General features: G+C 53.9%; 20 protein-coding genes and 3 tRNA genes. 6 read left to right on the top strand and 17 right to left on the bottom strand.

Going from position 1 to position 24,042, the window contains the following annotated elements:
• Nucleotides 1-28: 28 nt before the first annotated feature.
• From fliG to KP814_RS00845, 17 genes are all read right to left on the bottom strand, one after another.
• Entirely contained in the window at nt 29-1,054 is a 1,026-nt protein-coding gene (gene fliG, locus KP814_RS00765; RefSeq protein WP_216734959.1) for a flagellar motor switch protein FliG, read from the bottom strand.
• Nucleotides 1,047-2,765: a flagellar basal-body MS-ring/collar protein FliF gene (fliF, locus tag KP814_RS00770; protein ID WP_216734960.1), complete on the bottom strand. Its 1,719-nt coding sequence runs from the start codon at nt 2,763-2,765 to the stop codon at nt 1,047-1,049. The genes fliG and fliF overlap by 8 nt, the downstream gene beginning before the upstream one ends.
• A gap of 48 nt (nt 2,766-2,813) precedes the next feature.
• Nucleotides 2,814-3,170, bottom strand: coding sequence for a flagellar hook-basal body complex protein FliE (fliE, locus tag KP814_RS00775; protein WP_127969092.1), 357 nt, complete (start codon nt 3,168-3,170; stop codon nt 2,814-2,816).
• Between the two features lie 124 nt (nt 3,171-3,294).
• Complete coding sequence (locus KP814_RS00780; RefSeq protein ID WP_216734961.1) at nt 3,295-4,698, bottom strand: sigma-54 dependent transcriptional regulator; 1,404 nt, start codon at nt 4,696-4,698, stop codon at nt 3,295-3,297.
• A gap of 27 nt (nt 4,699-4,725) precedes the next feature.
• Nucleotides 4,726-5,985: a PAS domain-containing sensor histidine kinase gene (locus KP814_RS00785; RefSeq protein WP_216734962.1), complete on the bottom strand. Its 1,260-nt coding sequence runs from the start codon at nt 5,983-5,985 to the stop codon at nt 4,726-4,728.
• 313 nt (nt 5,986-6,298) lie between these two features.
• Nucleotides 6,299-7,738 carry a sigma-54 dependent transcriptional regulator gene (locus KP814_RS00790; RefSeq protein WP_216734963.1) on the bottom strand — a complete coding sequence of 480 codons (1,440 nt, stop codon included), beginning with the start codon at nt 7,736-7,738 and terminating at the stop codon, nt 6,299-6,301.
• Nucleotides 7,739-7,959: 221 nt separating this feature from the next.
• Entirely contained in the window at nt 7,960-8,253 is a 294-nt protein-coding gene (locus tag KP814_RS00795) for a flagellar protein FliT (protein WP_216734964.1), read from the bottom strand.
• Nucleotides 8,254-8,375: 122 nt separating this feature from the next.
• Nucleotides 8,376-9,698, bottom strand: a complete 1,323-nt coding sequence (locus KP814_RS00800) for a sodium ion-translocating decarboxylase subunit beta (RefSeq protein WP_216734965.1) — start codon at nt 9,696-9,698, stop codon at nt 8,376-8,378.
• A gap of 13 nt (nt 9,699-9,711) precedes the next feature.
• Entirely contained in the window at nt 9,712-11,517 is a 1,806-nt protein-coding gene (oadA, locus tag KP814_RS00805; RefSeq protein WP_216734966.1) for a sodium-extruding oxaloacetate decarboxylase subunit alpha, read from the bottom strand.
• Nucleotides 11,518-11,559: 42 nt separating this feature from the next.
• A complete protein-coding gene (locus KP814_RS00810) occupies nt 11,560-11,808 on the bottom strand; it encodes an OadG family protein (protein WP_127969085.1) in 249 nt (82 codons plus the stop codon).
• A gap of 364 nt (nt 11,809-12,172) precedes the next feature.
• Nucleotides 12,173-12,249 (bottom strand) — tRNA-Arg (locus tag KP814_RS00815).
• 30 nt (nt 12,250-12,279) lie between these two features.
• A tRNA-Arg gene (locus KP814_RS00820) sits at nt 12,280-12,356 on the bottom strand.
• 17 nt (nt 12,357-12,373) lie between these two features.
• A tRNA-Ser gene (locus KP814_RS00825) sits at nt 12,374-12,463 on the bottom strand.
• A gap of 77 nt (nt 12,464-12,540) precedes the next feature.
• A complete protein-coding gene (csrA, locus tag KP814_RS00830; protein ID WP_011398946.1) occupies nt 12,541-12,744 on the bottom strand; it encodes a carbon storage regulator CsrA in 204 nt (67 codons plus the stop codon).
• 264 nt (nt 12,745-13,008) lie between these two features.
• Nucleotides 13,009-14,235, bottom strand: a complete 1,227-nt coding sequence (locus KP814_RS00835; RefSeq protein WP_216734967.1) for an aspartate kinase — start codon at nt 14,233-14,235, stop codon at nt 13,009-13,011.
• A 120-nt stretch (nt 14,236-14,355) separates the two neighbouring features.
• Nucleotides 14,356-16,986, bottom strand: a complete 2,631-nt coding sequence (gene alaS / locus KP814_RS00840) for an alanine--tRNA ligase (protein WP_216734968.1) — start codon at nt 16,984-16,986, stop codon at nt 14,356-14,358.
• A 221-nt stretch (nt 16,987-17,207) separates the two neighbouring features.
• A complete protein-coding gene (locus KP814_RS00845; protein ID WP_216734969.1) occupies nt 17,208-18,587 on the bottom strand; it encodes a DUF5610 domain-containing protein in 1,380 nt (459 codons plus the stop codon).
• 173 nt (nt 18,588-18,760) lie between these two features.
• Here KP814_RS00845 and KP814_RS00850 point away from each other — a divergent pair, with 173 nt between their 5' ends.
• The 6 genes from KP814_RS00850 (at nt 18,761) to KP814_RS00875 (ending at nt 24,039) form a co-directional block, all read left to right on the top strand.
• The gene (locus KP814_RS00850) at nt 18,761-19,627 is read left to right on the top strand and encodes a prenyltransferase (RefSeq protein ID WP_216734970.1); all 867 of its coding nucleotides are present in this window, start codon (nt 18,761-18,763) and stop codon (nt 19,625-19,627) included.
• 76 nt (nt 19,628-19,703) lie between these two features.
• Nucleotides 19,704-20,213, top strand: a complete 510-nt coding sequence (locus tag KP814_RS00855) for an RDD family protein (RefSeq protein WP_216734971.1) — start codon at nt 19,704-19,706, stop codon at nt 20,211-20,213.
• Between the two features lie 672 nt (nt 20,214-20,885).
• Nucleotides 20,886-21,656 carry an ABC transporter ATP-binding protein gene (locus KP814_RS00860; RefSeq protein WP_216734972.1) on the top strand — a complete coding sequence of 257 codons (771 nt, stop codon included), beginning with the start codon at nt 20,886-20,888 and terminating at the stop codon, nt 21,654-21,656.
• Nucleotides 21,657-21,781: 125 nt separating this feature from the next.
• On the top strand, nt 21,782-22,558 hold the full coding sequence (locus tag KP814_RS00865) for an ABC transporter substrate-binding protein (protein ID WP_216734973.1): 777 nt from the start codon (nt 21,782-21,784) through the stop codon (nt 22,556-22,558).
• A gap of 54 nt (nt 22,559-22,612) precedes the next feature.
• Nucleotides 22,613-23,320 carry an ABC transporter permease gene (locus KP814_RS00870; protein WP_216734974.1) on the top strand — a complete coding sequence of 236 codons (708 nt, stop codon included), beginning with the start codon at nt 22,613-22,615 and terminating at the stop codon, nt 23,318-23,320.
• Nucleotides 23,320-24,039: an ABC transporter permease gene (locus KP814_RS00875; protein WP_371824021.1), complete on the top strand. Its 720-nt coding sequence runs from the start codon at nt 23,320-23,322 to the stop codon at nt 24,037-24,039. The genes KP814_RS00870 and KP814_RS00875 overlap by 1 nt, the downstream gene beginning before the upstream one ends.
• Nucleotides 24,040-24,042 lie beyond the last annotated feature (3 nt).

Consider the following 24,042-nt stretch of genomic DNA (forward strand, 5'->3'; position numbering starts at 1 on the left):
TTAGTGTGGCGTTGCACAGGCGACGGGCTTACAACATTTCTTCGCCGCCGCCGCCCAGCATGATTTCGCCGGCTTCGGCCATGCGCCGCGCGATAGTGAGAATTTCTTTCTGCGCCGCTTCCACCTCGCTGATGCGAACGGGGCCACGCGCCTCCAGATCGTCGCGCAGCAGCTCCGCCGCCCGTTTCGACATATTGCGGAAGATCTTTTCCTGCAAATCCTCTTCCGCGCCTTTCAACGCCAGAATCAGGTTATCGGACGACACTTCCCGCAACAGGGATTGAATGCCGCGATCGTCCACATCCTTGAGGTTGTCGAACACGAACATGAGGTCTTCGATCTGACTGCCCAGGTCAGCGTCCACATCCTTGATGGATTCCATCAACGGAGCCTCCAGGCTGGAGTCCATAAAGTTCATGATATCCGCAGCGCGTTTGACGCCGCCGATCTTACTGGTCTGCGCGGACGAGCCTCCGGAGAACTGTTTCTCCAGAATATTGTTAAGCTCCTGCAGCGCCTGGGGTTGAATCGTTTCCAGAGCCGCCACCCGCATGATGATGTCCAGACGCACTTTTTCATCGAAGTTGGACAGCACTTCCGCAGACTGGTCTGGATCAAGATAGGAAATCACAATGGCCTGAATCTGAGGGTGCTCGTAACGGATAATGTCAGCCACCGCGCGGGCCTCCATCCACTTCAACGTATCCAGACCAGTGGTGTTGCCGCCTAGAAGGATCCGGTCGATCAGGCTGGCGGCTTTGTCCTCACCCAAGGCCTGGGTGAGCATAGTGCGAATGTAGTCGTCGGCGCCAATGCCCAGACCGGTCTGACCGCCGACGGCTTCAAGAAATTCAGTAGTGACGTGCTCAACCACGTCCTGAGTTACGTTCTGCAATTGCGCCATTTGCGCGCCCACACGCTGCACTTCCTTGGGCCCCATGTGTTTTAGAATCTGAGCGGCGTCCGCTTCGCCGAGAGACATGAGCAAAATCGCCGCCGATTCCACGCGGGAGACTTTGCGTACCGGTTTTTTCTCACCTTTCTCGTCACTCATCAGCCATTACCCATTGGCGAACAACCTGGGCCACTCGACCCGGATCTTCAGCAATCAGTCCTTTGAGCGCGTTAATCTTTTTCTCATATCCCTCAGAGGAGCCGGGCAGTAAAAAATCGCCCGCTGCGTTTAAGCCTACACTTTCTCCCTCACCTACGCCAGAGCCCAGACTTTCCAGCTCAGCCAACCCATCTTCATCGCCGGCCAGCGCCAGATTCTTGGCGTCAGAGCCGCCACTGGAGAGGTTCTTGAAGGTTGGGCGAATGACTCCGAACACCAGGATCAAGACGATCAGGAAGGCCACGCCCCATTTGATCAGTTCACGTATCCAGGGCTGCTCCCACAGCGGCGTTTCATAGTCGCCAATCTCGACTTCCTCCGCCATGAAAGGCGTATTGATGACATTGACGCTATCGCCACGAGCAGCGGAGTAACCCACCGCATCCCGCACCAGGACAGTCAGCCGCTGCAGCTCCGCTTCAGGCCAGGCCTCAGTAGTAACCTTTCCGTCTGTACCTACCCGACGCAGGTCATCCACAACCACCGCCACGGTAAGACGCTGGACTTTACCCTGATGTTGTTTAGTGTAGCTGACGGTGCGATCCACTTCGTAGTTACGCACAGTCTGTTTGCGGATATCCGTGGCCTGACTATTGGCGGTTGCATTCGCGGCGGCGCCAGCGACGCCCGCCTGCTCCGGCACGCTGGCCACGCCTGGAGGCTGATTGGACAGAGCGCCGGGAACTCCCTGATTGCTGCCGGCGATACGCTGCTCGCCAATCTCCTGCTCGCTGCGCACAGCCTGAGGGTCAGGATTGAAGGTTTCCTGCGCCTGCTCCACGGCAGTAAAGTCCACGTCTGCGGACACTTCCGCGCGGAACCGCCCTGGCCCCAATATCGGCTCCAGAATGCTGTTCACCCGACCGGTCAGCACTTCTTCCATACGGCGCGCATACTGGAATTCACGGGAGGTTCTCAAGTCGTCTTCGGTCAAATTGTTTTGCGACAACAGGTTGCCCCGCTGGTCCACCACAGTAACGTCGCGTTGGTCCATCTCCGGCACGCTGCCGGCAACCAGATTAACGATGGCCTCCACCTGATCCTGATGCAGGCTGCGTGACCCGGTCAGCTCCACCAGAACGGAGGCGGACGGTTTGCGCTTGTCGCGCACAAACACGCTTTGCTTGGGAATCGCCAAGTGGACCCGCGCGCTTTTCACATTGCGCAGACTGGAGATAGTGCGTGATAACTCGCCTTCCAGACCGCGACGATAGCGGGTGGACTCCATGAACTGACTGGTGCCGAGTCCCTGATCTTTGTCGAGCAGCTCGTAACCCATGGTTCTGTCCTGGGTCACGCCTGCGGCGGCCAGACGCATTCTGGCGACGCTCACATCTTCCGCCGCCACCAACAGGGCGCCGGACTTGGGTTCTACTTTGAAGTGAATATTGCTCTGATTGAGAATGTCCGAGACTTCCGAGCTGTCGTACACGCTCATGTCCGGATACAGCGGCTGATAGGCGGGTTCATTCGCCCACAGGATGATGGCCGCTCCCATCGCGATACTGGCGGCGACCCCCACCATCAACACCAATTGACGCAGCAGGGATAAACGATTGAACCCCAGCATCATATCGCTGCGGTTTTCCACCAGATCCACGTCGTTATTCTGTCCGCCCTGGGCGTCGACCTGTGCGGGAACGCTAGCCATTGTCCACCTCGATGCTTGTTTACTGCTTTATTAGAATGACTGAGCCGATCAGATAGGCATTTTCATGATGTCTTCGTAGGCCTGGACCACCTTGTTGCGCACCTGGGTCAGCGCCTGAAAGGCCACCGACGATTTCTGCGAGGCGATCATCACCTTGGTCAGATCCGCTTGCGGGTCGCCCTGCTCATAGGCGGTTCTGAGGTCTGACGAGGTTTTCTGCAGGTCGTTGACGTTGTCCACCGCCTGCTTGAGCATCTGGCTGAACTCGGGAACTTCTTCAGGCTTGCGGGTGGGCTTCAACTGCTCAGCGGACAGTTCCTGCTCGACGCGCGCTGACTGCCGCATCTGCGCGCGCAGGTTACGGATATCCGCCAGCACATTGTTGATATCGACCCGATTTGTCATAACCGCCTCCACATTCCCAAGCTATCGAAACGCCTTGTCAAAATGTCGTCGAAAGCCGTTTCGTTTAAACTAGTTCTGCAGAAAACATACCAGTTTCAGCGCTTTCGCCATGCTGACCACGACGTTAGCAAGCCCGCGCCATTTGTTCGTCGATGTCGATGCCGGACTCACGCATACGGGCGATTTTGTAGCGCAACGTGCGCGGTGAAATGCCCAGCTTCTCCGCCACTTTATTGCGGCGTCCGCCCTCGCTTTTCAGCGTGTCGAGAATGATCTGAAATTCGCGCATGCGCATCTCCTGCCCCAACCCGCTGACGTCATCCACATCCTCCATTTCGTCCATTGGCTCTGACATCGCCATCCCCGGCGCAAAGGGCGCGGCCAGGCTGTCCATACTGACGCCTTCCAGGCACACATCCGCGGCGGTGATTTGACCGTTTTGCTGCAGAATCAGGGCACGTTGAATGGCGTTATCCAGTTCGCGCACGTTGCCCGGCCAGTCATGGTTGTACAGCGCCTGACGCGCGCCATCGTCGAAACGCACAAAAGAGAGTTTCATTTTCTGCGCATGGTTCGCCAGCAGGTGCTCCGCCAAAGGCACGATGTCCGCGCGACGCTCGCGCAGCGGCCGCCAGTGAATTGGAAATACGGACAAGCGGTAATAGAGGTCTTCCCGGAAACGGCCTTCCTGCACGTAGGTTTTCAGGTCCCGGTTGGTGGTCGCCAGCACGCGCACATCAAGACGAATGCTCTTGCGTCCGCCAATACGCTCCACTTCCCGCTCCTGCAAGACACGCAACAGTTTGGCTTGCAGGCCCAGGTCCATCTCGGAAATTTCATCCAGCAGAATGGTGCCGCCGTCCGCCTGTTCAAATTTGCCCGGCATGCTCGCGTAGGCGCCGGTAAAAGCGCCCTTCTCATGCCCAAATAAAATCGCTTCCAGCATGTTTTCTGGAATGGCCGCGCAGTTGATCGCCACGAAAGGCGCATTCTTACGGGCTGATTTACGATGGATATAACGCGCCAGCACTTCTTTCCCGGTGCCGCTTTCGCCGGAAATCAGCACGGTGGAGTCTGTCATCGCCACACGCTGCGCCAACTGGAATATGCGCTTGCTGGCGCCGTCCACCGCCACCGGTTCGTCGGCGTTGGAATCGCCGCCGGCGCCGCCCATGTATTTTTCAATGGTGTCCAACAGCGTTTGCGGCTCAAACGGTTTGACCAGATAGTCCGCAGCGCCGCTTTGCATGGCCGCCACCGCCTGACTGATCTGTCCGTATGCCGTCATCAGTACGACCGGGACGCCGGGATATTGACGCCGTACTTCCAGCATCAACTCAAAGCCGTTCATGCCCGGCATGTTGACGTCGCTGATGATCATATCTACGGCGCGCTGCTCCAGAACGCTCAAGGCTTCTCTGGCGGAATCAACGCCGATATAGTCATACCCGTTCATTTCCAGCGTAGTGGTGAGCGCGTCCAGTAACTCCAGATCGTCTTCCACTATCAGCAGGGTCGGTTTATTCATGGCATGTCTCCTTCAAAGATTCGTGAGTCAGGCGGAGTGGCGCGCTGGCAAAGTCAGAATGGCCCGGGCGCCCAGTCCCGGACCGCCGGAGGTGATGAAAAAGCGCCCGTGATGCGCTTGCGCCACGCCTTGCGCCACCGCCAGGCCAAGACCGGTGCCGTGGGATTTGGTGGTATAGAACGCCTCCAGCAGACGGTGACCGTCTTCAGGGTCAAAGCCGACGCCGTTATCACGCACTTCCAGGCAGATGAATCCCTGCCCCGGAGCGCTCAGATTCACTTCCACCTGAGGCTGATCCACGCCTTTTACCGCTTCCAGCGCGTTATTGAAAAGGTTCAATACTGCGCCGACCAAAGCGTCTTTATTGCACAGGATTTCCCGTTCGCCACAGTCGATGCTCCATTGCACGGGAACCTGCTTGCGTTGCGCTTCAGGCTCCGCCGCCGCCTGAATTTCAGAGAACAATTCCGCGCAGGTAATGCGTTGCGCCAGGGGCGCGTCGCCTTTGGCGAAAATCAACATGTCGCGTACTTGCTGTTCCAGATGAGTGAGCCGGGACATCAGTTTCTGCGCGCATTTCACCCGCAGGGAACCGTCCAGCTCAGGCTGAGAGAGATGCCCCGCATACAGCATGGCGGCAGACAGTGGCGTGCGAATCTGATGCGCAAGAGACGCCACCATTCTGCCCATGGAAGACAGACGCTCACTGCGGGACAAACGAGATTGCAACTCACGGGTTTCAGTGAGATCAGACAACACAATCAACTGGCCCGGAGCGTTCTCCAGCGAGCAGGTTTGAATGCTCAGGCGACGACCGTCTTTCAATGACACCTCGTGTCCGTCATCCGCCTTGGGCGCAAAGCAACGCTGGATAATTTCCACCCAACGCTCTCCATGTAAAGGCTCGCCCAACAGGTCCACCGCAGCGGGATTGCACTCCTGCACGGAGCCTCTCGCATCCAGCACGACGATGCCCACCGGCAACGCCTGCAATAAAGTCTTCAGGCGATTGGCGATGCGCGCTTTGTCTTCGTGCTCTCTCTGTCGATTCAGGCTGACGGAGTCCAGCTCATTGGCCAGACGATTTACCCGTCCGCTGAGATCCTGATAGGTTTGGGAAATCTGATCTGCGATGGCGCCGAACATGCTCATCGCCCGGTCCAAACCTGGGTCTGCGGACGCTGCATAAGCGCCGTCGTCAAACCCAGTATGTTTGGGGGCCAAATGGTGGATCACCGCTACCGGCTGCTCTTGATCCGCCGGCGACAAAATTTTCGGTACACTCATATTGCCTCTCCGATCACTTGTCCGTATCGCTGGAACATTGACGAAAAACCTGTCTTAACCGTAATCAATCATTTTCTGTGCCAGCCCTGATTAACGCCGCAGTTTCATGCAGTTAGGACAAAAGGACTAAGCGCCACGCCGAAAAATTGACGAGCCAACGGCTTTCGCGCCAGGGTTTGCGTGAGGCATCCATGCTCCTAACCAGGATGATTTATTGATAAGCATGAAGCGCCAGAAGTTAAAACGACAAAGCCCGGACAACGCCGGGCTCAACAGGAAATAAAATCCGAATTAACAGGGAAAGAAGTTCGCTCTACTCGTCAGCGTTGAGATTGTACTTACGTACTTTTTCCACCAAGGTGGTACGGCGAATATGCAAACGTTCCGCCGCGCGGGCGACGACGCCGCCGGAGTCATCCAAGGCCTGTTTGATCAGGCTCTTTTCCAGGTTGGCGAGATACTCTTTCAAGTCCAGTCCATTCACCGGCAGCACCGCCGGGGAATTAAGACCCACCAGACCAGGCTCCCCTGAGTAGCCCTCATCCAGGTCTTCCATGCCCTGCTCGATATCCTCGACATGGCGGAATTTCAGCGGCAGCTCCTGCACGCCAATCACGCCGTAGGGGTGCATGATCGCCAACCGCTCCACCAGATTCGCCAGCTCTCTGACATTGCCAGGCCATTCATGGCGGCACAGGCTCAAGATCGCCGCAGAGTTAAAACGGATGGAGCCGCGTTTTTCTTTCTCCATGCGGGATATCAATTCGTTAATCAGCAGCGGCACGTCTTCCGCTCTCTCCCGCAAAGGCGGCATTTCGATGGGAAAAACATTGAGGCGATAGTAGAGGTCTTCCCGGAAGTCGCCCCGTTCGATCATATCTTCAAGATGTTTGTGGGTAGCGGCGATGATACGCACATCGGCCTCCAGCGTTTTGCTGCTGCCAACCCGTTCATAGGTGCGCTCTTGCAGTACTCTTAAAATCTTGACCTGCATGTGCAACGGCATATCGCCGATTTCATCCAGAAACAGGGTACCGCCCTGCGCCAGTTCAAAGCGTCCGACGCGAGAGGTGATCGCGCCGGTAAACGCACCCTTTTCATGACCGAAAAGTTCACTTTCCAGAAGCTCCGCAGGGATCGCGCCACAGTTAACGGGAACAAAAGGTTGATTGCGACGATGGGAGTTGTAATGCAGGTTGCGCGCGACCACTTCTTTACCAGTACCGGATTCGCCAGTGATCAGCACGCTGACTTCTTTGTCCGCGACCTGGGACATCAATTCACGTACTTTCTGCACGCTACGACTGGTGCCGACCAGACTGCGAAACAACAGGATTTCCCGTTGTTTGCCGCGACCGCTCTTGGCCGCGTACTGTTCGCGATAAACTTGCGCGCGATACAGACTATCCATGAACTTGTTGTAGTGAGGCAGCTCTTCGAGCTGAACAATGATCTTGCGACGCAGGTCTTCGTCGATTTCAGACAGGTCACGCTCCCCCAGCATTAGCACAGGCAGGCCCGGGTCCCATTCTTCCAGCTTGGCGAGAAAATCTTCCACCTGCGTCACGCTGGCGTCCATCAACGCCACAGCCATGTCCATAGCGCTCAATGAGGCGTCTTTACACGCTTTTACCCAGTTATCCGCATCCGTGGCCAGAGCAGGCTCGCCCAGAAACGCCAGTATCACTTCTATGGCCTGTCTACGCGCATCGTCATCGCAGACCAAGAGGACAGTGCTGTCTTTGCTTGTCATGTAACCTCAGTACTACATTTGTTGAAATGTCCTGAGCCTCCATCTCGGTCACCCGGTTCCATATTGCGAGGAGTAACCTTTTCTTTCCCAAGAATTAAAGTACGCTTTCCGGGAGTGGTCAAATAAATGACGCAAATAGTCGAATTTCGACATCTGAATAAAAAACGTTCAAAAAATTGTCGCCAGCGCGATTGAAAATGGACAGCCGCTGAGTAGGAAGGTTAAAACTTGGAGGTGTTGAGATAGGACTGCGCCGCTTTCAAACTACGACGAACGCTGGTTAGTTCCTGGGCGGACTCTGAACGATTGGAGCCGGCGTGTTGAACCGCGTTGGCGTATATGCTGCGTAATCGAGTCAGTGTGGCGATAAGTTGAGGTTTATCGTCTTCGCTGGTCTGCGCGACGCTCTCTTGCACCACGTCACGTAAAGCAGGCTCCAAAGCAATTAATTCGTCCCACTTAGACTGTGAGGCCAGTTGTTCGATCTGTTCCGCTAGCTTTTCCAACTGCGACATTTAGGCTTCGCCCTATGCTGGATTGAGATACGCCATCTCGGGCTAGTGTAGCATTCCGACATGAGATTTTCCGGCGCGGGTATTATTTTTATTGGCCGCGCCGGAAACTCAGTGAGGCTAAATCAGCTCAAGAACTTGATCATGACGCCCGCCGCTACCGCTGATCCGATAACGCCAGCCACGTTCGGCCCCATCGCGTGCATCAGCAGGAAGTTTTGCGGGTTCGCCTCCAGACCAACCTTATTGGACACTCGCGCAGCCATCGGAACGGCGGACACGCCAGCGGAGCCAATCAACGGGTTGACCTGGGTTCCGGGGAGCTTATTCATCAGCTTCGCCATTAAAACCCCTGACGCAGTGCCCACGCAGAACGCCAGCATGCCCAGCACCAGGATGCCCAGCGTCTGCACGTCCAGGAACTTGTCAGCGGACAACTTACTGCCCACGGAAAGACCCAGAATGATGGTGACGATGTTGATGAGCGCGTTTTGCGAAGTATCGCTCAAGCGATCCACCACCCCACACTCACGCATCAGGTTGCCGAAGCAGAACATACCCAACAGCGGCGCTGCGTCTGGCAGGAACATGGCGACCAGAATCAGCAGGATAATCGGGAAAACGATTTTCTCCGCCTTGGTTACATGGCGCAGCTGCTCCATCTTGATCTTACGCTCTGCGTCGTTGGTCAGCGCTTTCATGATCGGCGGCTGAATCAACGGCACCAAAGCCATGTAAGAGTATGCCGCGACCGCAATAGCGCCCAATAAATGAGGGGCCAACAGCGTCGCTACATAAATGGAGGTCGGACCGTCAGCGCCGCCAATGATGCCAATCGCCGCCGCTTCTTTGATGGAGAAAGGAATCATACCGGAAGCGTCCAGCGCCGCAGCGCCAAGCACCGTACCGAAAATACCGAACTGCGCCGCAGCGCCAAGCATCAGCGTCTTCGGATTCGCCAGCAACGGACCAAAGTCAGTCATCGCGCCAACGCCCATGAAGATAAGCAGAGGCGCCACGCCGCTCATAATGGCGACATTGAAGAACTGATACAGCATGCCGCTGGTGAAGCCCATGTCCTGCGCAGCAAAAGAGACCGCCTGATGCATCGCTGCATGGGCGCCCTTGTACGCCACGATGAACTCGTGCCGGATCTCCGGCGTCACCGCCTGCGTGACGTCAAAAGGAATATTCAACGCCGCCGCCAGGCTGGCCAGTTGTTCGGGAGAGCCCAGGTGAATCGCGTTCTCAACCGCCGACATCGCCAGACCGGCTTCAGGAATATTCGCCAACAAACCGCCGAAACCAATCGGCAGCAGAAGCAAAGGCTCAAAGCCTTTGCGTATCGCTAGGAACAGCAAACCCAGGCAGATGGCCATCATGACCGCCTGCCCCCATTCCAGGTTATACAGGCCGCTGCCGTATACCAGCTGGGACAATCCGTTCATACAACGCTACCTCTTAAGCCAGTTTCAAGAGAGACTGGCCGACCGAGACCGCATCGCCCACTTTGACATCGATGCTGGCGACATGTCCGGCTTTCGGCGCGCGGATTTCCGTCTCCATCTTCATCGCTTCCAGGTATAGCAGCACGTCGCCTTCCTGAACGGTTTGTCCCGCCTGTACGACCAGACGCAGGATAGTTCCGCCCAATGGCGCAGGGATAGGCTCGCCTCCGCCAGTTGGCGCAGGAGCCGGCGCTGCGGAAACAGGAGCGGGAGCCGCTCCGACAGCCGCGACCTGAGTAATATCGCCGCCTTCTGACACTTGCGCCACATAGGTCTGACCGTTAACAACGATGGTGTACACCTCTGGGCCGCCTGCAGGCGCCGTAGTTTTGGCTGCGGGGGCGGCAGGCTTGAGGTCGTCAGCGCTGGGAATCGGCTCAAACGCCGCAGGGTTGCCGCGATTCTCCAGGAATTTCAGGCCCACTTGCGGGAACAGCGCATAGGTCAGCACATCGTCGACTGCTTGCGCCGCCAACTTCACGCCTTTCTCGGACGCCAGCTTCTTCAGCTCATCCGTTAATTTATCCAATTCTGGTTCTATCAGGTCCGCGGGGCGACAGGTGATAGGCTGAGCGCCTTCTAAGACCCTGGCCTGCAGTTCAGCATTGAACGGCGCCGGTGCTGAACCGTACTCCCCTTTCAACACGCCAGCCGTTTCTTTGGCGATGGATTTATAGCGCTCGCCCGTCAGTACATTCAGTACCGCCTGAGTGCCGACGATTTGCGACGTGGGCGTCACCAGGGGAATAAAACCGAGGTCTTTGCGCACGCGTGGAATCTCTTCCAGCACTGCGTCCAGCTTGTCGATAGCGCCCTGTTCACGCAGCTGGTTTTCCATGTTGGTAAGCATGCCGCCAGGAACCTGCGCCACCAGGATGCGGGAATCCACGCCTCTCAGGCTGCCTTCAAACTTGACGTATTTCTTACGCACTTCTCTGAAGTATCCTGCGATTTCTTCCAGAAGGTTGATATTCAGACCTGTATCGCGGTCTGTCTCCTCAAGAATTGCGACCAGCGCCTCCGTAGGGGAATGGCCGTAGGTCATGCTCATGGAAGAGATGGCGGTGTCTACATTGTCGATGCCCGCTTCCGCCGCTTTAAGCGCCGTAGCCGTGGACATGCCAGTAGTGGCGTGACAATGCATATGAATAGGCACGGAGCATTCTTTCTTCAGACGGCTGACCAACTCAAACGCCACGTAGGGCTTCAACAGGCCCGCCATGTCTTTAATGGCGATAGAGTTCGCGCCCATGCTCTCAATTTTCTTGGCTAGCTCCACCCACATATCAATGGTATGCACGGGACTGACGGTGTAGGACAAGGTGCCCTGCGCGTGTTTGCCGACTTTCAGCACTGCTTTGATCGCGGTCTCGAGGTTTCGAGGATCGTTCATCGCGTCGAAGACACGGAATACGTCAACGCCGTTAGCCGCAGCGCGGTCTACAAAGCGTTCGACAACATCGTCAGCGTAATGTCTATAACCCAGCAGGTTTTGCCCACGCAACAACATTTGCTGAGGCGTGTTTGGCATCACTTTTTTCAATTCGCGAATGCGTTCCCATGGATCCTCCCCCAGATAACGGATACAGGAGTCGAAAGTCGCCCCGCCCCAGGACTCAATGGACCAATAGCCGACTTGATCAAGCTTCTCGGCAATGGGGAGCATGTCGTCTAAACGCATTCGTGTGGCCAGCAGCGACTGATGCGCATCACGCAATATTACGTCCGTAATACCTAGTGGTTTTTTCGTTGTTGTCATGGGTTATTAGCCTTTCGTTTACTCTCGCGAATTTCCTTGCGTTCACTTCTTGTGGCGTGAACGGTGTTTAGCGATTGCGGCTGCGATAACAGCCATCGTGTCGTTATTGTTATTCGGAGGCGGCGTGGGATTGCCTGCGGTGGGAGGGGGGACTACCTGAATTTCCGGCGCCAGGCGATTGACGACTTTCGACATCAAATTGGTTGCGCCGACCAGTATAGCCAGGAATACGAATACGAATCCCATTCCCGCTACCATCAGGGTGACCGCCTGCTGAAAAAGCTCATTCATATGATCGATACCTGTCTTTGATATACCAGCATGAAGACGCCAACGAAGAGGCATTCCATGTGCTTAAAGAACAAACGCAGGGCCGCTTCTCGGCGGCAAATCTTGCGTAAGATACCGATAAAACCAGGGGTGCGCAACCGTAAAACTTCGGTTTTCCCCTATTGACGAAAAATCCTAAAAAAACTGAGAACTCAACACCATAGCTTGAAAAACAATGACGCGCCGGTGAAGAAAAACGGCATTGACGAGAAGGAGTTGAACTGGATTGAAAACTAAGAAACTTGGTTTGTAGACATCTTATTTTGAAGCCGCGATTGGCTTCCTAACATCTACTGTTTTGGATACTGCAAAAACAGTTAAGAGATGGCGCGCTCGGGAGGATTCGAACCTCCGACCGCCTGGTTCGTAGCCAGGTACTCTATCCAGCTGAGCTACGAGCGCGCAACAAATTGACAACTTAAGGTTTTTAAATGGCGCGCTCGGGAGGATTCGAACCTCCGACCGCCTGGTTCGTAGCCAGGTACTCTATCCAGCTGAGCTACGAGCGCGCATCAAAAACTTAAAGTGGCGGAGAGAGAGGGATTCGAACCCTCGATGAGGTTTCCCCCATACGCCCTTAGCAGGGGCGCGCCTTCAGCCTCTCGGCCATCTCTCCGCAAAAGCGGGGCGTATAGTACCACAAAATTTTAAGAATGATAGTCCTTATTCAAAAAAAGTTTGTGGTACCGTCAATTAATCGTCCTGATGGTCCGACTCGCCAGCCTGAGCAGACTTCTCACGCTGGATACGCTGATAAATTTCTTCGCGGTGTACAGCTACTTCTTTCGGCGCATTAACACCGATACGCACCTGATTACCCTTCACCCCCAGAACGGTAACGGTTACATCATCACCAACCATCAGAGTTTCGCCTACACGGCGGGTTAAGATTAGCATCTTATTCTCCTTAAAGAACGACCTATTCCAAAAAATGACCTAATTGTCGATTACTTGTAGATTTACTGCGCTCTACAAGCCCTTCGTCAACCTACTGCACTTTTTTATTATTATCGAGAATCCGATTTTTAAAAGGACGGTTAATAACCGTCGTTAAGAAATTGCGGATTCCGGTTGATCTTTTTCTATATTTACGTGCGACCTGCATCACACAGGTCGCCTATTTTAGTTATTTCCAGGCAAAAGCCAATGTTTTATCCAAAATTACGCCGGTTTTTCGCTCAATTCGAAAGCGCCGTGCAGGCTTCTAACCGCCAATTCCAGATATTTTTCATCGATCACGACAGAAACTTTGATCTCAGAAGTGGAGATCATTTGGATGTTGATGCCTTCTTTGGAAAGCGCTTCAAACATCGTGGTGGCGACGCCTGCATGAGAGCGCATGCCAACGCCGACAATGGAGACTTTGGCGATCTTGCTATCCCCCTTCACCTCTCTGGCCTCAAGCTCCTTACAGAGCTTCTCAAGGATCGCTTTGGCCTTGTTGAAGTCATTGCGGTGCACAGTGAAAGTGAAGTCGGTGTGATTATCCTCACCCACGTTCTGCACGATCATATCCACCTCAATGTTAGCGTCGCTGATCGGCTTAAGGATCTTTGACGCCACGCCAGGGATATCCGGCACGCCGGATACGGTCAGTTTGGCTTCATCGCGGTTGAAAGCTATGCCCGATACTATGGGTTGCTCCATATTCTCATCATCCTCTGTTGTTATCAGCGTGCCCGGACCGTCTTCAAACGATGAAAGGACACGTAAGGGAACGTTATATTTGCCGGCGAACTCCACCGAGCGTATTTGCAAAACTTTGGAGCCCAGGCTCGCCATTTCCAGCATTTCCTCAAAGGTAATGCTGTCGAGTCTGCGCGCGCTGTCCACGACGCGCGGATCAGTGGTGTAAACGCCATCCACGTCGGTATAAATCTGGCACTCATCCGCCTTTAACGCCGCCGCCAGAGCAACGCCAGTGGTATCCGAGCCGCCGCGACCAAGCGTGGTGATATTGCCGCTCTCGTCTTCGCCCTGGAAGCCCGCGACGACAACCACACGACCTGCATCCAGATCAGCGCGAATATTGTTTTCGTCAATTTCAAGGATGCGGGCCTTAGTGTGGGCGTTATCCGTAAGAATGCGGACCTGTCCGCCAGTATACGAACGCGCTTCGCAGCCGCGCTTGTGCAGCGCCATACAAAGCAGCGCTATGGTCACTTGCTCGCCGGTGGAGACCAGAACGTCCAACTCTCTTGGAGTCGGCTCATCCATTATGTCCTTGGCCAGCCCGATCAGCCGGTTGGTTTCGCCGGACATCGCCGACACCACCACCACCAAGTCATGACCTTCTTCTCTAAACTTTTTTACTTTGTCCGCGACCTTCTCGATACGCTCCACGCTACCGACAGAAGTGCCTCCGAACTTTTGAACCAGTAGGGCCATAATGTTTCTATCTTTCCGTCTTAGTAATTACATTTTTTCGTCACACACTTCCCTTTGCTCGGGGCGTCGCCTAGGCGCGCCCGCATTTTCTCCCTGCCTTCGTCTTTCGAATGCGCGGAATTAACCCAGTTGCTCTTCCACCCACGCATTGACAGAGGCTAAAGCCGCACCAAGCTTATCCAGCTCCACGCCGCCGCCCTGGGCCATGTCCGGACGTCCGCCGCCTTTGCCGCCCAGTTGCTCAGCTACCATTTTCACCAGATCTCCGGCTTTTACTTTCGCAGATTCCGCTTTGGTGACGCCCGCCACCAAGGAAGCCTTACCGTCTTCAACAGACGCCAGCAGCACAACCGCTTGCCCCAACTTGTTTTTCAATTGATCGACGGTATCCATCAACGCCTTGCGATCAACACCATCTAACTTGGCGGCAAGCACTTTGAGGCCTTTTACCTCTACCGCAGAAGCAGCCAGATCGCTGCCCGCGGAACTGGCCAGTTTGGCTTTAACCTGATCCACTTCTTTCTCTAATTGACGGGACCGTTCAATCAGAACGCGCACTTTATCCGCCGCTGTTTCGCGATTGCCTTTAACCAGCGCGGCGATATCACGCAACAGTGCGTCACCAGACTGCACCCAGTTCTCCGCCGGTTGCCCCGTCAACGCCTCAATACGACGCACGCCAGCGGCTGTTCCCGCTTCGCTGGTAACGACAAACATACCGATATCGCCAGTGCGCTCGACGTGAGTGCCGCCACACAGTTCGATGGAGAAGTCGCTTTCGCCCATCGCCAGAACACGCACGGTATCGCCATACTTTTCACCGAACAGCGCCATAGCGCCACGCTCACGCGCAGCATCCATTCCCATAACTTCCGTTGAAACCGGCGTATTGGCGCGAATCTGTGCATTAACGATGGATTCCACCTGACGAATCTGCTCCTGCGTCATCGGCTCAAAGTGCGCAAAGTCAAAACGCAAACGCTCAGGGTCCACCAAGGAGCCTTTCTGTGCGACATGATCTCCCAATACTTTACGTAAAGCGGCGTGTAATAAGTGCGTAGCAGAGTGATTGAGAGCCGTGGCTTTACGCTTGTGACGATCCACTTCCGCCGTTGCGGTTTGATCCGCTTTGATCTCACCTTCAGAGACCGCGCCAATATGCACAATCGCCGAACCTTCTTTTTTGGTGTCTTTAACGATAAATACACCGGTATCGGTTTTCAGCACGCCGGTATCGCCCACCTGACCGCCCGACTCTGCGTAAAACGGCGTCTTATCCAACACGACTACGCCTTGCTGACCAGCAGTCAGGGCGTCAGACTTATCTGAACCGGCGAACAAGGCCAGCACCTTATAGCTGCCAGCAAGCTCGGTATAGCCCGTGAATTCAGAGGACGCCTCTATGTTCAGACCAGCGTTGTAATCCATCCCAAAAGATCCTGCGTCACGCGCGCGCTTACGTTGAGCTTCCATCTCTACTTCGTAGCCGTCCATATCCATCGCCAAGCTTCTTTCTCTGGCGATATCGTTGGTCAGCTCCACCGGAAATCCATAGGTATCATAAAGAGTAAAGATCGTTTTACCTGGGATGATGGAGCCCTTGAGTTGCTCTAGCTCCTGCTCGAGCAAGCGCAAGCCCTTGTCCAAAGTTTTGGCGAACTGCTCTTCTTCCAATAGCAGTGTCTTTTCAATTTTGCTTTGAGAGGATTTCAGCTCTGGATAAGCATCTCCCATTAACGCCACGAGCTTAGCGACCAATTTATGCAAGAATGGCTCAGTCGCACCCACTTTGTTGCCGTAGCGTGCAGCGCGACGAATAATACGGCGCAATACGGAACCACGCCCGATATTCTCAGGCAACACGCCATCAGCAATCAGGAACGAGCTGGAACGAATATGGTCAGCGATAACCCGCAGCGCTGGCTCCTCAGTAGACGCGCCGCCGAGCACCTTGGAAGCTTCGGCCAACAACTCCTGGAAAAGATCAATCTCGTAGTTGGAGTGCACGCCTTGCATCAAGGCAGAGATGCGCTCAAGGCCCATCCCTGTGTCCACAGACGGCTTGGGAAGCGGATGCATCTCGCCATCAGCGGTGCGATTGAACTGCATGAAAACCACGTTCCAGATTTCAATGAAGCGGTCGCCATCTTCATCCGGACTGCCAGGAGGCCCGCCCGCGATGTGCGGTCCGTGGTCGTAGAAAATTTCGGTACATGGGCCGCAGGGGCCGGTGTCGCCCATCTGCCAGAAGTTGTCCGACGCATAGGGCGCGCCCTTGTTATCGCCAATGCGGATGATGCGCTCTTTCGGCACGCCAATTTCATTGGCCCAGATATCGTAGGATTCGTCATCGGAGGCGTAAACCGTTACGGTCAACTTGCTCTTGTCGATGTTGAGCCAGTCCGATGACGTCAAGAATTCCCATGCGTAATTGATCGCTTCGCGCTTGAAGTAGTCGCCAAAGCTGAAGTTACCCAGCATCTCGAAGAATGTGTGGTGACGAGCGGTATACCCGACATTCTCCAGGTCGTTGTGCTTGCCGCCTGCGCGCACGCACTTTTGCGAAGTGGTCGCCCGGTCATAATTACGCTTATCCTTGCCCAGAAACACGTCTTTGAACTGATTCATACCGGCGTTAGTGAACAGCAATGTAGGATCATCCGCCGGAACCAGCGAACTACTGGCGACAACTTCGTGCCCGTTACGCTGAAAATACTTTAAAAAGGCGCTGCGTATTTCTGAACTCTTCATACCTGTTCCGTTCTGGGTGATTTCGATAGTGAGACCCGCGCGATGACTGAATTGCGCGCAAAAGGCTGAGCTGCGTACTCTACCATAGAACCTGCGGGGTAAAAAACGGCCCTGTAGATTATGGAATGCGCAATTTTACATATAGAGATGAACGGTGGGGGGCTTAAAACGCAAACGGCGCAGCTTGGTTAAACTGCGCCGTAGTAAAAGACGAATTTCGCTTAGGCGGACATGCGCTCCAGCAACTCTTTCGCGAAGTCCACGTACTGTGTCTGATAGGCGGGCGCTTCGTCCTGACGGGTTTGCAACATCTGACTCAGGAACTCATGCACCAGACGCGCCGGGTCAGCGAACATAGACGCTTTATTCAAGGAATCCGCCAACATGTCGCGGTGTTTCGCCAGAGACTGGAAGGCGTCGCCAGCGCCTTCAGTACGGCGGTAAGCGGTATCCACACGCTCATACTGCAGGCTGCGCATGTTGATGGCGTAATTGGCGATTTCACTGCCATCTACGTTCATATCCATTGCCGCGGAAAAGGCTGCGTCCATATCGCCGCCGAAGAAAGAGGCTGCAATCCCTTCAACTTGCTGCAGCATATCCGCCAGCGCATTCAATTCGTCCTCGTCCAGCTCGCCGTCAACGGAGAATTCAAAAGAGCCGACTCTGAAGCTGTTACTGGAGAACTGCATGGCTTCGCCATTTTCGCCGCGACGATAATTCAGTGAGGTTTGTGAGCCGGATGCTTCCACCATGCGAATGCGCACATTATCGCCATCCTGAGTCTGCACGTTTATACCCACATTCGCGGCATAAAGAGATGACCGTCTGGCGGACAACGCTTCAGCAATACCGCCAAGACGCGAGGGCGCATCACCGCCAGTCTGAGAAGCGCCTGCGTCAGAATCTGAATTTGAGCCCTGAGAGCCGTTATACCCGTCCGGAACGTAAATGACATCTGGCTCGCCATACCCATCAGGCACATAAATAACATCCGGCTCGCCGTATCCCGGCGGCACATAGACTACATCAGGTTCTTGCGTTTGAGGCTGAGGGTCAGTGGGGCTGTCTGAAGGCAGATAACGCTCACGCAGTCCCGCCAAGCCATCCTGAATCAGCTGATAACCTGAATCGATATCTTCTTGCAGCTCATCCGTGATCAAGCCGCGAGCGTCCAATTCCTCCATCGCTTCTGCGTATCCGCGATCAACGCCTTCAGCGGCTTGAGCAAACAGGCTTTCCAGATCTTCCGGCGAGGCGCCGTTACGGGCGGCGTTTTCAATTCTCTTTTCTACAAAGCCCAGGACTTTGTTGGCGACATCTTGGGGAGTAGGGACTTGTGGCTGATAAGAATCATTAGCGGGCTTTACCCCAAAGCTGGCGAGACGCCCAGACATCCTGGCTTCAAAAACTCGAACGGAAAAATCCCGACCGCCGCCACTTTGGCTATAGGAAACTTCTGTGCTGGAGTAACTGAAATCATATGCAGCGACATTGCCGCCCACGCCCTTGCCATGACGCATCTTCTCAGACGCTTCAGAGCCAGAACCATGATGAGAACCAGAAAGCAGATTATTTATCGCCGGCATTGCAAAGTGCATTTAAACGCCCTCCCCCAAACCTGTTTACGCCCTCCCCGTAAAGCCATTTTCAACGAGGGCAATATAGTTAGCGTCAGTTCCCGCGCTTTCTTTAGCGACTTTGCATTATTAAAAGTTAATTTCTAGGAATTTTTGGTTATGCTTGCAGGTAACCATTTGATTATCCAACAGCTATGACAGCCGCAACTTCCCCGACGACCAACAAATACAGATTTGCCTCAGCATTACGGCCATTCTCCCTGATCATCGCCGTCGCCTGCTGTAGTATCGCTTTCGCCCGCACATACTCTGACGCCAACTTCTCAACACTACTCTCTACACTGACTTTCACCGCTACATTGCTGGCGCAGTGCGGAGTAAACCTCATCAATGACTGGAGCGATCAACGCCAGCCCGAGCTGCGCCTGAGTTCCGATCAAATTCACGCCATTCGTCATAATTTCACTCTGGGAATGGCGTGTTTCGCCTCCGCTGCGATTTTAGGAAGTGTCATTATGTTTATGAGAGGGCCGGTAATCGCCTTATTGGCCATAGCCGGCTTTGCGGGGTGCCTGGCGTATACCATTGAGCCCTTTAACCTGAAACGCCGGGGCTTGGGGTTAATATTGGTATTCGTATTGATGGGCCCGCTCCTGATTACTGGCGCGGGATTCAGCGCTACAGGAGTTTGGTCGCAAGCGCTGCTTTTGGACTCAATAGCCTTCGGCCCCCTAATTTCCCTGGTGTTAATGGCGAATGAAATTCGGGATATAGAAAAAGATCTGCGCCATGGCGATCGCACGCTTTCATCTATATTAGGGTTACCCCGCGCCAAATTGGCGTTTCTGGCCCTCTTGGGATTAACCGCCGCCGGGTATATCGCTTTGATTTCATTGGGCCACTTGAACTCGCCACTGTGGATGACAGGCTCGCTCGTTTTCGCCCTGCTCCTCGTGTATCGACTGCTGCAAATGCAAAGCGCCATGTCTCGCCGCAATCTGCCGCAACTGGCGGGAAGACTGACGGGCGTCACCGCACTGTGCCACATACTTTCCATTTGATCGCGCCGGGACAGAAAAAGTCACCTGTGGTATAGTCCCGCCGCAGTTTTCAGTCGCCTTGAGAGTCCTCATTTTTATGCTATCGAATCGCTTTCCGGAAGACCCCGCGCAACTCCAACCCGCCCCTTTGTGGCGCCGCCTCGCAGCCATGTTTTATGACGCCATTTTGCTGATTGCAGTATGGATGGTGACCACCATGATTTATATGCTTCTACGCGGAATGGTTATCGGTTCTGAGGCGATGCAAATGGAGGCTGACGCAGGTAAAAATATCGGCGACCCACTGCTTTCCAGCAGCCTGTTTCTGGCTACCTTCTTCTTTTTCGCCTACTTCTGGCGACGCATAGGGCAGACTCTCGGCATGCAGGTCTGGCGCATTCGCATTCAGAATCCAGACGGATTCAAGGTGAACTGGAGTCAGTGCCTGCTGCGCTTCTTTGGCGCCGCCGCCTCCGCCGTTTGTCTTGGATTGGGATATCTCTGGGTTCTTTGGGACAAAGAGAAACTGAGCTGGCATGATCGTTTCTCTTTGAGCAGAGTCGTTTATGTCCCCGCCAAGCCCTCCGAAAAGAAAAAAAAGAAGTAGATTTTCCTGTTTCGCCACTTTTTCCAGTCATCCTGACTTTTCAACAATCCCCCATTTGTCCGATTACACCGTCGAAACGCCAATTTAACGAAAATATTCGGGCGCTCGACGGCGCTCTGAAATATGCCATGAAAACAAAAACATACAGAAATCAACAAACTCCAAAACAAGAGCGATTTAAAAATTTAACGACGAATCTATAGGTAATTTCCGCAATCAGAGCTTGGTTGACATTAAAATTCTTTTCGGATGGAATACGGAGGAACCGCTAGTTCAAAAAGCGTGATTTGTGATAATAACAACAGACAGAACAACAAGACTCAGTTCTAAAAACAAGAAAGTATCCTGTGCACGAGCAAGCACTATGGATCAAATAGAAGTTAAAGCGGTCTGGCTCATATGATGGTTACAGAACATTCCCAACACATTTGCGTACGCTTCTGCAGCTCGCTACTTATTGGGATCTGTATGTCCTACCTCGATGATTTCCTCGCCACTCGCCTATCCCTTAGCGAAGTCCTAGATGAGTAGCTTCTAAGAGACTACCCTGGCATGAAAGGCTCAAATGCCACATTCTATTCTCACAACATGCAAAGAATAGGTGGTAGCCGGAGCTAACTACTATTATTAAGTCGATTTGTCGGCATCGCCCACTCTCAACCGGAGGTTTACATGGCTGAAAAAGCCCCCCTGGTAGTCACAGACGTACATAAGAAGTTTAATGACCTGGAAGTCTTGAAAGGGGTTTCGCTTAGAGCCGTAAAAGGTGACGTAATCTCAATGATTGGTTCGTCAGGTTCAGGCAAAAGTACTTTTTTAAGATGCATCAACCTGCTTGAAATCCCTACCTCAGGTGAAATAGAAGTTCACGGCGAACAAATCACCTTCACCACCAGTCGAAACGGAGAACGCAAGCCTGCGGACATCAAGCAGGTGGAACGCATGCGATCCCGACTGTCCATGGTATTTCAAAGTTTCAACCTCTGGTCACACATGACCGTGCTGGAAAACATCGTTGAAGCGCCCATTCATGTGCTCGGCGTCCCCAAAAAAGAAGCCCTGGAAAGCGCAGAACGCTATCTTCAGAAGGTCGGTATCTGGGAGCGCCGCAACTACTATCCCGCACAAATGTCCGGCGGACAGCAACAGCGCGCCGCTATCGCCAGAGCGCTGGCGATGGAGCCGGACGTCATGCTGTTTGACGAACCCACCTCCGCGCTTGATCCAGAGTTGGTCGGCGAGGTGCTGAAAGTCATGCGTTCATTGGCGGAAGAAGGCCGCACCATGATTGTGGTGACCCACGAGATGGCTTTCGCCCGCGACGTTTCCAGCCAAGTGGTGTTTCTGCACCAAGGCAAAATCGAGGAGCAAGGCTCTCCTGATAAAGTATTCAACAACCCGGATTCCGAGCGGGTTCGACAGTTTTTGGCTCCGAAGTATTAATCCTATACAGGGCCAATTAAACCGTGCGCGACGTCCTTCGGTTCATCGCTGCACTTTCGCAGAAAATGGGGTTTAGAAAACGGTGGCCAAGCCATCAGTCTGATAATAAATGTTGAGGAAATTTCATGAAAAAGTTACTCATTACCTTGGTGTCCGTACTGGCTTTTTCGTCAGCCCAAGCTAAAGACTGGAAAGAAATCCGTATCGGCGTTGACGCAACCTATCCTCCCTTCGCCTCCAAAAACGCCGCTGGCGAACTGGAAGGCTTCGATATCGAAATCGGCAATGCGCTGTGCGCGGAAATGAAAGCGAAATGCGAATGGGTAGTGCAAGATTGGGACGGCATCATCCCTGCACTGCTGGCTCGTAAGTACGACGCTATCCTGTCATCCATGTCCATCACCGAAGAGCGTCGTGAAAAAGTTCTGTTCACCGACAAATACTACAACACGCCTTCCGGCTGGGTAGCCAAGAAAGGCGCGGGCATTGATCCTTCCGACATGAATCAGCTGAAAGGCAAATCCGTTGGCGTTCAGCGCGGCACTATCCAGGACACCTATGTCAGCGAAGAACTGAAAGACGTCGTCAACATCAAGCGTTACGCTGGCCAGGACGAAGCTTACCTGGATATGAAAGCCGGCCGTCTGGACCTGCTGTTCGTTGACGCACTGGCTGCCGATGGCGGCTTCCTGAAGAAAGAAGCGGGCAAAGAATTCGAATTCGCCGGCCCCATGATCACTGAACCCGTCCGCATCTTCGGCGAAGGCGCTGGCGTCGCTGTGCGTAAGCGCGATACCGACCTGGCTAGCAAATTCAACGCCGCCATCAAGAAAATCCGTGGCAACGGCGTGTACAAGAAAATCAACGACAAGTACTTCGAAATCGACGTTTACGGCAAGTAAGCATCTTAAGGGAGGCTCCGGCCTCCCCTTACCATCAATCGATCAGGCGATTTTATGTTAGATCTGAAAGGTTACGGCCCCACTATCCTCAAAGGATCATTGGTTACCATAGAAGTAGCCATACTTTCTCTATTGCTCGCCTTGCTGTTGGGATTGTTGGGCGCAACCGCAAAACTATCCAGAAACCCGATTTCCAAAGCAGTAGGCACCGCTTACACCACCGTGATCAGGGGCGTGCCCGATCTGGTTCTGATGCTGCTGATCTTTTATGGCGGCCAGATAATGATGAACAGCCTTTCAGACTGGCTTTACGACCAGTTTGAAATTGACACTTACATCAACATCAACGCCTTCGTCGCCGGCGTGTTGACCATAGGCTTTATTTTTGGCGCCTATATGTCAGAAACATTTCGCGGCGCTTTTCTCGCCGTCGAGCGCGGCCAAGTTGAAGCTGGCCTGGCTTACGGAATGAATCGCTGGCAGATTTTCAAACGCATTATGTTTCCGCAGATGATGCGTCACGCCCTTCCCGGCTTGGGCAACAACTGGCTGGTTATGCTGAAAACCACTGCGCTGGTTTCCGTCATTGGCATGGAGGATATGGTGCGAGCCGCCCATCAGGCTTCCGCCGCACTGCAAGCGCCATTCATGTTCTTTATTCCCGTGCTTTTAATATTCCTGGCGCTGACTTCCATTTCCGAGTTTTTCTTCAAAAAGCTGGAAACTCACTACCATGTTGATTCCAGGAGAGCTTCCCAGTGATCGAGACCCTTACCACCTGGCTCAACCAGAATAAAATTTTCAACGTCGGCACTCTGGAGTACTACGGGGATGGCTTGACGGTCACCGTGCAACTGGTCTTCCTGTCACTGCTGATTGGCCTGGTTATCGCCATTCCACTAGGCATATTGCGCACCAGCAAGAACCCCTGGATAAACAAACCTATCTGGCTCTATACCTATATATTCAGAGGCACGCCACTGCTGATTCAGCTTTACCTGATCTATTACGGCTTGCCTGCGCTTCCCGGCGTGAAAGACTCTTTCATCTGGCCCTTGCTGGCCAACGCGTTTTATCCAGCCTTGCTCGCCTTCATTCTGAACACCGCTGCGTACACAACAGAAATCATTCGCGGCGCCATTCAGCAAACCCCTCAAGGGGAAATCGAAGCCGCCAAAGCTTACGGTATGTCCTGGTGGTTAAGCATGCGTCGCATCATTCTGCCTAACGCCTTCCGCCGGGCCCTGCCAGCGTATAGCAACGAAGTCATCTTCATGCTGCACGCCAGCGCCATCGCCAGCGTAGTGACGATTATCGACCTCACTGGCGCCGCCCGTTACATCTATTCCAAGTACTATGCGCCTTTCGAGGCTTTCACCTTTGTCGCCATGATTTACCTGTGCCTGACCTTCACCATCATTTATATCTTCAAGCGTCTGGAACACAAGCTCATGGCTCACTTGAGACCTGTAGGAAGCTGATTT

Source organism: Hahella sp. HN01 (assembly GCF_018986435.1).
GTDB lineage: Bacteria > Pseudomonadota > Gammaproteobacteria > Pseudomonadales > Oleiphilaceae > Hahella.

Excerpts from the sequence above, each read along its gene's own strand:
- KP814_RS00780 (WP_216734961.1), bottom strand. The coding sequence starts at position 4,698 with ATGAATAAACCGACCCTGCTGATAGTGGAAGACGATCTGGAGTTACTG.
- oadA (WP_216734966.1), bottom strand. The coding sequence starts at position 11,517 with ATGACAACAACGAAAAAACCACTAGGTATTACGGACGTAATATTGCGT.
- fliG (WP_216734959.1), bottom strand. The coding sequence starts at position 1,054 with ATGAGTGACGAGAAAGGTGAGAAAAAACCGGTACGCAAAGTCTCCCGC.
- KP814_RS00850 (WP_216734970.1), top strand. The coding sequence starts at position 18,761 with ATGACAGCCGCAACTTCCCCGACGACCAACAAATACAGATTTGCCTCA.
- KP814_RS00870 (WP_216734974.1), top strand. The coding sequence starts at position 22,613 with ATGTTAGATCTGAAAGGTTACGGCCCCACTATCCTCAAAGGATCATTG.
- KP814_RS00795 (WP_216734964.1), bottom strand. The coding sequence starts at position 8,253 with ATGTCGCAGTTGGAAAAGCTAGCGGAACAGATCGAACAACTGGCCTCA.
- fliF (WP_216734960.1), bottom strand. The coding sequence starts at position 2,765 with ATGGCTAGCGTTCCCGCACAGGTCGACGCCCAGGGCGGACAGAATAAC.
- KP814_RS00845 (WP_216734969.1), bottom strand. The coding sequence starts at position 18,587 with ATGCACTTTGCAATGCCGGCGATAAATAATCTGCTTTCTGGTTCTCAT.
- KP814_RS00810 (WP_127969085.1), bottom strand. The coding sequence starts at position 11,808 with ATGAATGAGCTTTTTCAGCAGGCGGTCACCCTGATGGTAGCGGGAATG.
- fliE (WP_127969092.1), bottom strand. The coding sequence starts at position 3,170 with ATGACAAATCGGGTCGATATCAACAATGTGCTGGCGGATATCCGTAAC.
- KP814_RS00800 (WP_216734965.1), bottom strand. The coding sequence starts at position 9,698 with ATGAACGGATTGTCCCAGCTGGTATACGGCAGCGGCCTGTATAACCTG.
- KP814_RS00855 (WP_216734971.1), top strand. The coding sequence starts at position 19,704 with ATGCTATCGAATCGCTTTCCGGAAGACCCCGCGCAACTCCAACCCGCC.
- KP814_RS00790 (WP_216734963.1), bottom strand. The coding sequence starts at position 7,738 with ATGACAAGCAAAGACAGCACTGTCCTCTTGGTCTGCGATGACGATGCG.
- KP814_RS00860 (WP_216734972.1), top strand. The coding sequence starts at position 20,886 with ATGGCTGAAAAAGCCCCCCTGGTAGTCACAGACGTACATAAGAAGTTT.
- KP814_RS00835 (WP_216734967.1), bottom strand. The coding sequence starts at position 14,235 with ATGGCCCTACTGGTTCAAAAGTTCGGAGGCACTTCTGTCGGTAGCGTG.
- alaS (WP_216734968.1), bottom strand. The coding sequence starts at position 16,986 with ATGAAGAGTTCAGAAATACGCAGCGCCTTTTTAAAGTATTTTCAGCGT.
- KP814_RS00865 (WP_216734973.1), top strand. The coding sequence starts at position 21,782 with ATGAAAAAGTTACTCATTACCTTGGTGTCCGTACTGGCTTTTTCGTCA.
- KP814_RS00785 (WP_216734962.1), bottom strand. The coding sequence starts at position 5,985 with ATGAGTGTACCGAAAATTTTGTCGCCGGCGGATCAAGAGCAGCCGGTA.
- csrA (WP_011398946.1), bottom strand. The coding sequence starts at position 12,744 with ATGCTAATCTTAACCCGCCGTGTAGGCGAAACTCTGATGGTTGGTGAT.